The sequence below is a fragment of the Exiguobacterium profundum genome, from assembly GCF_001909285.1.
Lineage (GTDB): Bacteria > Bacillota > Bacilli > Exiguobacteriales > Exiguobacteriaceae > Exiguobacterium > Exiguobacterium profundum.
The window spans coordinates 64,515-75,704 of the sequence record NZ_MRSV01000002.1 but is presented as its reverse complement, the minus strand read 5'-3'; the positions used below and the strand labels follow the sequence as shown (position 1 = coordinate 75,704).

Here is an 11,190-nt window from a genome sequence, read left to right as displayed (position 1 = left end):
ACGTCGGCCGGTCCACCTGGCCCGACACTTCCACTGCCGTTCGACTGTTTACCATGTCTTTCCCTCCCAATTTAATTAGTTAATTTACTACTACATAATAAATTAACCTACACACTTTGTAAAGCCCTTTGTTCACGAACTTAAAAGCATTCTTTCCGGCCGCTACTCAGCATATATCAATTTTGAAGTATCGATTCTCTATCTCCCGTGAGTAATATTGATTGATTTCTATGGGCCGACTTGAAACGAAGTGACAAGATTTTATGAAAAATGGAGAAGAAATTATGGTATGGTTTTATTGAAGAGCAATCATGCAATACGGGAATATGGGTACACGAAAAGAGATTAAAGTGGCACGATTCCTGGCGACTCGAAGATAGTCGATGTAATGACAATTTATAGATGAGATGGTCGGGACGAAAAAGCGCGTCGTGGACTCACACCGAAAAATGGACTCTTTAAAGTATCTCGGAGAATTTTCTGTGAAGAATGAGAACTTTTCCTAAAAAGATTTTTCAAAGGAAAGAAAGCCTTATGAGGAAACAAATATGAACCGCTTCGTATACATTTCGACGTCGAAATGTATACGAAATCTACTTATCTTATAGAACCGCATCAATAATTTAACTGACAAAGTGGTGAGAACAGAAAATGGAGACACAAGAGACGAAGGTGACCTCATTCCGGGTGTCACCTGATGTGAAACAACGTATACAGGGCTTGATGGAGGAACGACAGCTCTCGACAAATCAATTGTTCGAGGAGCTTTTGCAACTGGCCGACAAAGATACCCCTGACCCGGTCATCGCCGAGGAGGACGCCGTATTGGAGGCCACCCTCTCGCAGGTGAGGGCTATGTTCCATGAACGGGCTACCCGTATCGAAGCGCAAATCCGAGAGAACGAGCGAATCAAATCCAAACATCTCGCTGTGGTGAACGAGCTCGAACAGGGCATCCTCGATGAGAGGGACCGTCTCGAACTGGCGCATGAGGAGAACTTGTCTGCACATGAAATAGAGAGGCGGAATCTCGAAGAGCGACTCGAGATTGCAGTACATGAGAATGGCGAGCTGACTTCCACTTTGGAGGCGGAACGAACGGCATCCAAAGAGGTCACGAAAGGTCTGAGGCGAGAGGTCTTCGATTTGGAGGCACGACTCAAGAGACTCGAGGATGAACGTTCCCAGCTTTATCGTCAGAATCAAAGCCTGGTCGACATGGTCGAAGACTTAAAAGGGCGCATTCGAAGGTCGGATCACTTGGAGGAAGAGAATCAGAGACTACACCTCGAAGTTCAAATCCTCCGTCGTGAGAAAGAAGCGTTCGAGATTAGACTCGAAGAGCAAATAGAACTTGCCATATTGAGAGATCGGAACAGAACTGAAACTGATGAATGAACAATAATAGAGGCACCGCAGTCATGCGAATGCCTCTATTCGTTCGTCCACATCATTGAAGTGCATGTCATTTAACTGGTTACCGTATTTGATATGTCCCTGATATTACCGCCATGGTCACAGATAAGGGTTATGTCGCCTTCTGCAACACCCCTGACCTCGAAGACGATAGTCACTTCTTTCTCATCCTCAATTTTATCTTTGAGTATCAGGTCAATCTCATTGACCCTGGTACGTTCCGCCACCGATTTCCTGATTCGCTTGAACTGCTTTTCCTCATATCTCGATTCCCTAAAAAAACTCAACCATGAGATATCCTCTGAATTCAAACTTTTTTTCAATATGTCCCATGCTGCGCTCGTTAGAACCCATTGTGCTATATGAATCAAAACATGTTCCATACCGCCACTGGCACCGGCGTCCACGCGCTCTTGTTGTTTACGAAGTATTGTATAATCGATTCCTTGATTATTGAATTCTTTCTCTAAGAATTCTGATAGACCATTACCTCCGTTCATTTGAGCGCTCACAATCATACCATTTCCCATCGAATCTATAGATGGGAGATGCGACAATTGTTCATCGACCTCGATGTTCAGTTCAAGATCATGATACGTAAAATATGATTCACAAACTTTTACAATCGATTTAAGCAAGCGATTATCTTCCTCACTCAGTTCTGATTTTGTGAACATCAACAAAAAATCGACTTCTTGTCTGTCAGGGGTTTTAATACTTTTCAAGCGAACCCAGTCACCTTTCTTTTTCAAAATAAGGTCATACAAGTCATCAATCAACTGAACGGTACCAACATTGCAGAACTGATAACTCGCTATCTCATAATTTGTCGGTGGTGAGTCGACGACATTGAAATCAATCATCTCGACCTTTAACCTTAACGTGAGGTTTTTCATCTCAAATCTCCCTCCAACATCTTTTTTATAGAGTTCAAACCTTTAGATTGAATGCATTTCTTGTCTGATGAAAAAAGAAATGTGTTCATGATTCTGCAATCTTATCATCCTATTTTTACAAGATCAACCTAGACTTGAGTTCAACCGATTTTTAAAAATAAAGACCAATTATCTCTCACCTAAAAGGATGGAGAGAAGACAGGTCTTCCCTCCATCCGTCTGAATTCCTTCTGAGCTAGAATCAGCTTGAAGCTTGTTCTAGCGTATAATAGTGCTTGTTCGCGATATGCTTTTGCAATGCCGCAACGATATCATTTATACCCTTGCCACTCGAATATCCTCCGTAATCTCTGCTGTTCCAGTCGAGGATCAACTCCTTATCATAGACGGTCAGTATCTCAGTAGGGCGCATGTAAACCTCTAGGAAGGTCTTGAAACTTTGTTTGGATGGAATACCATCGCTACCTACCATCGTATAGATTTTATCAAATATTCGAAGCATGATTTGAAAACCCATAGATTTCACCAACACATGGCTCTTCTCATCTCTCCATGCAGTCTGATATACCTCACTCCATGCCTTGAAATAGTCACTCAAAATCTGCGCCTTGCGGAGCATGGCTAAATCAGGCATAGTGTCCAGAACATATCCCTCGACCAGTTTGACGAACGTACTATTGGTCACATAGGATTTCGGTAAGTCTTTAGGTCTTGGCCCGTCGATGTCCTTCACACGTTGATACAGGACAGACCACTCCTCCTGATTCAGAAGCGACACGATACTGTGTGCGTCTTCCTCGGTGCTGCTTAGTGTCCCAGATATCGCCTTCATAGCAAGAGAATGAACCGTACTAGGCTTCTCTTGATAGATATTGATGTCCGCGAACACTTTGGCCATGTCTTTGGAAGGCAGGTCGATATAGGCGGTCACGGGGAGTACTAATCCGAGTTTGGTACCTTGATAAAGACCAGCTGTCCGATGGTGCCCGTCAATCATGATACCAGGGAAGATATGTTCGTCTATAAGATAATCACCTGCATCCACTTCTGCTTCTGCGACCACGTTCTTGTAAGCCGCCAAATCTATGATGAAATATCTTATCATCTCATTCGCCTGATCAGTCACCATCGACACATATTCGTGTTCCGTCACCAGGCTCACGACGACTGCGTTGGGAGATGAAAATCTCTCCTCGTCTTCCCTTGCGATTTTCTCGATGTTATTCACCTTAGAAGCCTTCAACGCTCGTTGAATGCCTTCCGGATTATCATAGTCCCTCGGGATACGACGTAATAGAGCATGGGTCGTGTCGACAGGGAGTTGGCTTGTTGCCATATCATATCCGTTACCCTGGTCCAACTTGACCAACATCATTTTGAACTTATCACCATGACGTGATTCAATCTTTTCAATCAGTGTCAGCAAGTTAGAACGTGTTAAAGAATAAGATTTAGACATGTTTGTTCCTCCGTTCTCATATCAGCGGCTTACGAGAATCATAACGGTTCGACTTCTTCAAATTACAACGGACGCAAAGAAACTGAAGATTCTCAGGTTCATCTCTCCCTCCCCTCGACAACGGGATGATATGGTCCACATGGAATTTCCCTTCCGTCAGACCACAATGTGCACAGGCGACCGCATATCTATGTGCTTCGATGAAACTTCGAACGAGTGCCTTGTCACGGGACGTCTGCCTCTTTCCGTTATAGATGTCCCATAGTGTTCGAATTGTCCGTTTTGATGGGACGACAGTAAACTTTGATAACATATAGCGTTCAAATTCCTGACGTCCTTCAGGAGAATTTCGCCATTCCCTCATCTGTTCTTCTGTCGGACGAATGGTTTCGACAACATGTTCTTGAATCAGAGGGAATATTTGAATGAGCAACTCTTCCTGATCAATGTTGAATCGAGATAAAAAAGATGACAACTGATGCATTCTACTACCTCCTTGATAGAAAAAGTAGCATTGTAAAAATTGAAGCGGTGAGTGTGAGGTAAGTTTTTTGAGGTGACATATTAGAGGTATTCCACCTCAATAAAAAATTAAACTTTATAAATATTTATATAGTAAGTGTTTATAAAAATGAATTAAAATCGGTATGTCTTTTCAAATTGAATTTGCGATACTCAATCGAATCGTCATCCAGAATATTAAATATATGATTGAATCGCCCCATAGGTTTTCACCCTCGGATTCCTACTGAAATCCCACCTCTCACCTGTTCTATTTTTTTACATGCCCATACATTAGAGATATCATATAATTGATTCATGGAAATATTTCCTTTTTATCAAAGGAGGAAGGAATCGTGAACCGTTTTACAGAGTATCAGCCATCTTTGGAATCTTATTTTCGTGCCGTCATCTTGTTCGGGAAAAATTCTGCCTCTTACAAGTTCGCCATGGCAAAATCGTTGCTGGAGGTCGGTGGCAACGGAAGAGAGTCTTTTATCAGCCTGCAAGATATCTCCGTCCATTTCGCGGCGCACATATGTGAACACCTAAAATTGAGTGACAAGCAGGCAATATCGTCCTCCAGCAAATATCTGGATATCTGTCGAGGATACAATGCAGGGACTGTATCTTATGACGAGCTGATCGAATCGACCAGAAAGCTGGGATTCGTGAACGTCCTTGACGCTTTCCATAACGTGAACAACAATCGGTTGCCCGTCTCATTTTTCGAGGTGTCGAAATCTGATAACACCAAAGGCATCATATTGACCGATGATATGTATCGAATCCTACAATCTGTCCAGGGAGACAGTTTCGAGACGGAAGTCGAAGCAAGATGGCGCCTCGTCGAGACGGCCTGGTCGACAGGGGTATCGTCGAACATGCTCAAGGTGAGACACGACGAATCGGCCGAGTTGCTCTTCGTCGAGGAGCATGATCGAGGTCGTCGCACGAACATCACATCGTCCCGGGACGCGCTCAACGGATATCAGAAAGGTAAATGCTTTTATTGCTTCCGGGACATCAGCACCAAATCCGGGCATCCTGACTTGGCGGATGTCGACCACTTCCTCCCCCACAGGCTCGCACTCATGTTCGAGGAGAATCTGGACGGAGTGTGGAACCTGGTGCTCTCTTGTCAGGACTGCAACCGCGGTTCGAAAGGAAAGTTCGCGTGTATCCCTCATATCGAATATCTGGACCGACTCTTCCGTAGGAACGAGTTTCTCATCGAGAGTCATCACCCGCTTCGCGAGACATTGATGAACCAGACCGGAAGGACCCGCGACAAGAGAATCTCCTATTTGAATCTGATTTATAACTTGAGCCTCTCCGCATCCGGAGGGACGCAATGGAGGCCGACTTTCGAGCTGCCACCGGCATTTTGAACAAGTCTTGTACGGAACATGCACACTTATCAAAATCCTCGGAAAATAAGAGGCTAAGACGATAGCCAACCCACATAGAAAGAAAGGAATGAGCAACAATGCATGAGGTCACATTCGAAGATGCCATGATGGCGGACTTGGTACCGGGAACAAACTATCTAAAGGGTGATGACAGTAACTATACACGGAGTGAACCTGTCCATATGATTTTCAAATTCCCTGGTCTGAGGGGTGTGGGCAACATGGGTGGGATTCGCCGTGCCATGCAGGAGAATCCTATCTTCGGCTCTTCTCAAGAGGAGGCCTTCGTCGTCCTGCTAGATACCCGCAAACATGAGAACTGGCAGAACGTCTATGATCCCATGAGCGGTATCTTGACCTATTACGGAGACAATGAATCCTCTAGCCAACACTACCTCTCTACAAACAATGCAGGTAACAAGGCATTGCAGAAGTTTTTCCAAAGGGCGTACAATGAACCGGAATCACATCTGGCTCCCTTCTTTTATTTCGAGAAACAGGTGGACGATAGTGTCAAATACGTCGGCATCGCGATACCATATGTACCGGGCACGTCCGAGGTGGATGCCCTGTCATTAGAGAGATTCACAGACCCGAGGACAGGCATCCCCTTCGAAAATCTCGTGGGTCATTTCACCGTCCTTGAGGTGACGGCCAAAAGAGAGTGGCTCTATGACCTTAAACGAGGCATCACAGTTTCTGAACATGCCCCGAACGAGTGGTTACGCTTCTTGGTCGATCGTGATCTTTCGTCACGTGTCGAACGTCCGCTCGTACCCGGGGAACGCTTAAGACGCCGTGAACGTCTATTGGAGAGCATCGGCTATCGGATGACCATCTTCAGGAGGACCCAAGGAAGATTTCGTCGCGGCCTGCTAGAGAGTCGGCGTTGCTGTGACCTGTGTGGTATGGCGGTCGAGCCCCTCTTGGTCGCGAGTCATATCCTCCCTTGGTCGGTCGCCGACGAGCATCAACGTCAAGACCTCGACAATGGGCTCCTTCTCTGCGTCACCCACGACGCATTGTTCGACAAAGGATTCATCACGTTCGAGGACGATGGTAGGATTCTGATTTCAGAGATGTTCCCTCGCCAGGAATGGCCGAGATTGTCGATAGACGAGACGATGCACCTCTCACATATACCGAGAAACAAGGCATACATGCGCCTTCATCGGGCGAACATCTTTAAAACCTCTTCAAGATGAACACATCTGTTCGACTCTCAAAAACTATTCAGGAGGATTCGTCCATGCCGTTCGCAGATGACATTCTATACATGAAAAATCTTTATACGAAGATGCCGGTCCAAGAGGTCCATGGGAACACACACTCCTTGGAGGAACATGTCCCGGGCCTACAACTGCGATATCCTGGAGCGTTACGCGGTGGCAAGACCGGTGATTATTGCCTCTATTTGAACGATTTCGCCCCCTCGCATATACACGTGGTCCGTGCGGTCCATACGTATTGCGAGATATCGGGACACGACGGGGCCGAGTCGATGCTCTGTTTTCTAGAGGATTTGGCTACAAATGGACTGACCGGGACTGTGGACCTTCCTTCCCCGTTCGAAGTCGCAGGACACAGGTTGGAGGGTCGACAGACCAGGGTGCTCCTCTACTGGTTGATCTTGCAGGAGGACATCAATTATCCGAGTCCTGGACACATGGGTGTCCGGATGCCGTTCGTCCGATACACCGAGGCCGTCATCTCTTCGATACTCCCTGATCTTCTCGACATCGAGACCGTCGTCGCGAGGACGGCCGCCAGGGGCGGGAGACCTGCACCCAGGTTCGCACACGCTTCCCTGCCCCCCCGTTTCCTACGAACGTTCGATGTCATCGAGAACATGAGGCGCTCTGGCGTCTGATGAAAAATAAGTCGCCGGCACATGTGTCGGCGACTTATTTGGTTTTACAGCCATGTCATTGCCGATCCATCATGAAAGACGTTCCTCGAAGGAGTCCAGCACTCCCCGCATCCGTCCGATGAGACGGATGAACTCCTCCCTGTTCTTCTGATCGAGCCTTCCGATATGGTCCATATCGATTGTATCGAGCGTCTTCAGGGACGTGTTGAATGCATCGATTGGTCTCATCTTCGCCCGGGAGATGGCCGTCTCGTCTGCCCTACGGTCGATGAGGGAGGCGGCCTCGTCCCTCAGGTCCTTCATTTCCGAGTTGAGCTGCCTCATGGTCTCCAGATCGACCTTCTCTTTTCCTTGAAAAGCGTCGGCGACATCATAAACGATTTCGTCGAATTCTTCGAGGAACGCCTCTCGATTCGATGCCTTCAAGATGTCATTTCCGATGCGACGGATGTATCTGGTCAAGTCCTTGTTCTTGGAGATCGTCAGCGCTGTGAAGAGCGTGTCCGTCACTCGGATCCGTTCTTCCTCGTCCTTCTCGTTCTTCAGGATGCCGACCATCTCCTGGAGGGGACCATCCAGCTCCAGCTCCCTCGCGAGATAGAACTTTCCGTCGGCGTTGATGAACTCCAGGTACTCGACCATCAGTTTGGCCTTCTCGACCATCTTCTTGACCTCCGAGGGCTTCTTGTTGGTGTTCAACGCATACTCCTGTTCCGTGAAGTATTCATTGACGACGATGTCATTATAGACGTCGACGAGGTTGTCAATCGGATTGTAGTCTACCGGGCGCTCCTCACCATGCTGCAGGTTGAGCTCGAGCCGTTTGATGTCGATATCGGAGAGCCCTTCTTTCGGGTCGAGGATGATCGCCTCGAATAGGACATCCATCCCGTGGTCACGTCTCAGATGGCGGAGACAGGTGAATCGACGGTTCCCGTCAACGATGGTCCCATCGTTGAGCACCACACCTGGGACCCGCTGTCCGAAGTTCTTGATGTTGGCCTTCGTCTTCTCGAGCGCCCCTTTGTTCGACTCGATGATCATCTCCTCCACCTTGTCGTTGTATTCATTCTTGTCAAGGGTCGAGACGTCCTCCCCCTCTGACTCGACACGGTTCATCCAGCTGATGATTCGTCCGTTCCGTCGATTGTAGACCAGGTGCTCGAGGGGGATCCGATACACATCGAATACCCTCGTCTCCCCTTTCAATGTGAGCTTCCTCTTCTGCTCGGTAAGAGATATATCTTCCCCAATCCGTTTTCTGAGATTGATGTTCTCTGGTCCTTTCCTCATGTCCAATCCCTCCCCTGTCATTCGTCATTCGAGTAGATGTTGTCCAGAAATGTCTGTTTGTCCTGATAGAGCTTGCCTGTCTCCGGAGAGAAATGACCTCCTCGCTCCCGAACGGCCGAGACGATGGCGTTCTCGTCAAAGAGGAGATGAAGGGAGGACTCGATGTCCTCTCTCAACTCGAGGGGTTCCATGCCTCCATCCTTTGGGAGATGCTCGATGAAGAGACCTCCAAGGCTCCTTGGCCCTTTCCCAAGATAAAAGATGTCACCTGAGCCGGTCCTGATTGCCCCGATTTTAGGATGCGAATGTAAGAGTCCCTCGAAAAAGATATCCTCCAGACCGAGCTCCCACAAGGACGACTCTACCTGGTGATGAATCATCGGGACAGTGAAGTATTCCCATTGCTGTCGTTTGACGTGTTCGATCACCTCTTTGATGAATCCCTTCACGACACCCTTGTTGACGCCCGCCTTCCTGAGCCTTGTCAGATGGATGTACTGCCGTTCATCGAACCGAAAGATATCATGTCTATCTTCCAGGTCCTTCACCGCCCTTTTGAAAGTGGCGGTCTTGAATGCAGGTTCGTCCGGGACGATGAAGAAGTCGCTCGCGACGAGTAGTTTTTTAAAATATGAATCTGCGCTATCGTGGTGTGAACGAAGGACGAGGCCTCCCCGTAGGGTGAAGCCACAACGTTCCAGGGAGACGGGATTCATGAACCTCGCCTTGAAATCCTCCACCTCTCTGAACATGCCTTCTAGTTCTTCAAGGGTATAGATGTCCCTCGTGAGACGCCTCGAGAACCAGTCGATCTCTCGCTTCGTCGCTCCCGACATCGTGACCCCGATCATGCCGTCCGGTGAGACGAGTTCTGGCAGCGCATCCTTCAACGTCCGTCTCACGCTGCGAGGAGACAGCCCGAAACTCGCATGCACGATTTCAAGGAAATCACTGATTTCCATCGGCCCATGTCTTCGGACCAGTCTCTTCAGCCAGACCGACTTGTCGTCCACACCGATTGCGATTTCGGGGAGGCGTCCCATGGTCACGTTCTTGACGGTGACGTGGTGTCTGATGATTTGATGGAGCTCTTCATGCGTGATGCAGTCCAGATCCTCCATGAGGGATGGGTCGAGCCTGAAGATGTGTTCGGTGCTATAGAAGCCTGGCTCCAGCCTGAGAACTCCCCTCAGACGTTGGAGGTTTCGTTTGGTGAGCACCGAGTCGTCATGGAATCGATATCGATTGTCCGAGGAGAGTACCCGGCTCGACCTAGAGGCGATGGATGCGAGCTTCCTCTCATCCGCTTTGAGCCTCTCGGTCGTCCACTCATCGAACTGCTCGTCGAGAAAGGCGTCATAGAGGGTCTTCAATCCATCGATGGGCATGTGTGCCTGACCGGCGTTCATCCAGCACACATGCTCGAAGACCCCGGTCATGGTGGCCTCTTCTAGATTTCCCGAACGGTCCACGAAGACAGAGAGGTGACGCCTGAACCGGGCGCGCTGCACCTCGTTCAACCTGGCATACATCCCTCTGACATCCCGCTGGTCGCTTCGTACCTTGAGGGACAGGAAGCGGTACATCCGAGCGTCCTCGGCGAAAACCGCCATGAACAATTCTTCGGTGAACGCATAGGACTTGAACCTGTTGAGGTATCGTCGGGCGTCCGAGACATGCGTCACCGGCATCATCGCCAAAGCTCTCTTGAGGTTTTTCTTGAAGGTCCGAAGCGGTAGTCCCCGGCGTTCGGCGAGCACGAGGTCGTCCAGACCGGTCTCTAATTTTGCACGAACGAACTCCGACTCAGGGATGTCATCCGAGGACAACAGCGAGGACAAGGTCCGTGTCCTCTTCTTGAAGTTCTCACCGTCCGGTCTGACGAATCCATGCCTCGAAGATCTCTCGAGCAGATCGGCGACATCATCCTTCTCGGTCTTCAGGAGGGTCGTCACCTCTTCTAGGGAGAAGACGTCGCCGAGTTCGTCATATACCTTCTCATAGAAGACATGCTCGACTCCTTTCCTCGCGATCCTCCTCTCGAATGGCTCCCTGTCCGTCCGACCCGCTCGTGCGCCACGCTCCCCAGGCCCGCTTTTCATCTCTCATTCCTCCTCCCTTGACCATCAGACGGCATCTCGTCCGATTTTGAATACATGTATTAGGTCCAGTACCCAGGTATTCATTTTTTTGTCTCCACTTTCCTATCTTTTTCCCTGAATTTTAGGGGATGTATCATCATTTTTACAAAGGAGGGATATCTCTTCGATGACTCATCTGTACACCACCTCGTCTGTTTATTTGAAATCGACAAAATGGAGGAGGTCCGCGCCTTCGGCGGAC

General features: G+C 48.5%; 9 protein-coding genes. 4 read left to right on the top strand and 5 right to left on the bottom strand.

The window, feature by feature from the left end; all coding sequences use genetic code 11:
- Positions 1 to 651 precede the first annotated feature (651 nt).
- Positions 652 to 1,398, top strand: a complete 747-nt coding sequence (locus tag BBB58_RS14910; protein ID WP_074038039.1) for a hypothetical protein — start codon at positions 652 to 654, stop codon at positions 1,396 to 1,398.
- 71 nt (positions 1,399 to 1,469) lie between these two features.
- On the opposite strand, the gene BBB58_RS14905 is transcribed toward BBB58_RS14910, so the two are convergent.
- The 3 genes from BBB58_RS14905 to BBB58_RS15015 form a co-directional block, all read right to left on the bottom strand.
- Positions 1,470 to 2,312, bottom strand: a complete 843-nt coding sequence (locus tag BBB58_RS14905) for a hypothetical protein (RefSeq protein ID WP_074038038.1) — start codon at positions 2,310 to 2,312, stop codon at positions 1,470 to 1,472.
- Positions 2,313 to 2,553: 241 nt separating this feature from the next.
- A complete protein-coding gene (locus tag BBB58_RS14900) occupies positions 2,554 to 3,771 on the bottom strand; it encodes a DGQHR domain-containing protein (protein ID WP_074038037.1) in 1,218 nt (405 codons plus the stop codon).
- Between the two features lie 16 nt (positions 3,772 to 3,787).
- Positions 3,788 to 4,255: an HNH endonuclease gene (locus tag BBB58_RS15015; RefSeq protein WP_084543138.1), complete on the bottom strand. Its 468-nt coding sequence runs from the start codon at positions 4,253 to 4,255 to the stop codon at positions 3,788 to 3,790.
- 373 nt (positions 4,256 to 4,628) lie between these two features.
- Here BBB58_RS15015 and BBB58_RS14890 point away from each other — a divergent pair, with 373 nt between their 5' ends.
- The 3 genes from BBB58_RS14890 to BBB58_RS14880 all read left to right on the top strand — a co-directional run bounded on the left by BBB58_RS14890 (position 4,629) and on the right by BBB58_RS14880 (position 7,554).
- The gene (locus BBB58_RS14890; RefSeq protein ID WP_074038036.1) at positions 4,629 to 5,663 is read left to right on the top strand and encodes an HNH endonuclease family protein; all 1,035 of its coding nucleotides are present in this window, start codon (positions 4,629 to 4,631) and stop codon (positions 5,661 to 5,663) included.
- A 98-nt stretch (positions 5,664 to 5,761) separates the two neighbouring features.
- Positions 5,762 to 6,889: an HNH endonuclease gene (locus BBB58_RS14885; protein ID WP_074038035.1), complete on the top strand. Its 1,128-nt coding sequence runs from the start codon at positions 5,762 to 5,764 to the stop codon at positions 6,887 to 6,889.
- 44 nt (positions 6,890 to 6,933) lie between these two features.
- Positions 6,934 to 7,554, top strand: a complete 621-nt coding sequence (locus BBB58_RS14880) for a hypothetical protein (RefSeq protein ID WP_074038034.1) — start codon at positions 6,934 to 6,936, stop codon at positions 7,552 to 7,554.
- Between the two features lie 69 nt (positions 7,555 to 7,623).
- Here BBB58_RS14880 and BBB58_RS14875 read toward each other — a convergent pair whose 3' ends face one another.
- Both BBB58_RS14875 and BBB58_RS14870 read right to left on the bottom strand, forming a co-directional pair.
- Positions 7,624 to 8,847, bottom strand: coding sequence for a ParB N-terminal domain-containing protein (locus tag BBB58_RS14875; RefSeq protein WP_074038033.1), 1,224 nt, complete (start codon positions 8,845 to 8,847; stop codon positions 7,624 to 7,626).
- Between the two features lie 17 nt (positions 8,848 to 8,864).
- Positions 8,865 to 10,949 carry a hypothetical protein gene (locus tag BBB58_RS14870; RefSeq protein WP_074038032.1) on the bottom strand — a complete coding sequence of 695 codons (2,085 nt, stop codon included), beginning with the start codon at positions 10,947 to 10,949 and terminating at the stop codon, positions 8,865 to 8,867.
- Positions 10,950 to 11,190: the final 241 nt, after the last annotated feature.

Excerpts from the sequence above, each read along its gene's own strand:
- BBB58_RS14910 (WP_074038039.1), top strand. The coding sequence starts at position 652 with ATGGAGACACAAGAGACGAAGGTGACCTCATTCCGGGTGTCACCTGAT.
- BBB58_RS14905 (WP_074038038.1), bottom strand. The coding sequence starts at position 2,312 with ATGAAAAACCTCACGTTAAGGTTAAAGGTCGAGATGATTGATTTCAAT.
- BBB58_RS14900 (WP_074038037.1), bottom strand. The coding sequence starts at position 3,771 with ATGTCTAAATCTTATTCTTTAACACGTTCTAACTTGCTGACACTGATT.
- BBB58_RS15015 (WP_084543138.1), bottom strand. The coding sequence starts at position 4,255 with ATGCATCAGTTGTCATCTTTTTTATCTCGATTCAACATTGATCAGGAA.
- BBB58_RS14885 (WP_074038035.1), top strand. The coding sequence starts at position 5,762 with ATGCATGAGGTCACATTCGAAGATGCCATGATGGCGGACTTGGTACCG.
- BBB58_RS14880 (WP_074038034.1), top strand. The coding sequence starts at position 6,934 with ATGCCGTTCGCAGATGACATTCTATACATGAAAAATCTTTATACGAAG.
- BBB58_RS14875 (WP_074038033.1), bottom strand. The coding sequence starts at position 8,847 with ATGAGGAAAGGACCAGAGAACATCAATCTCAGAAAACGGATTGGGGAA.
- BBB58_RS14870 (WP_074038032.1), bottom strand. The coding sequence starts at position 10,949 with ATGAAAAGCGGGCCTGGGGAGCGTGGCGCACGAGCGGGTCGGACGGAC.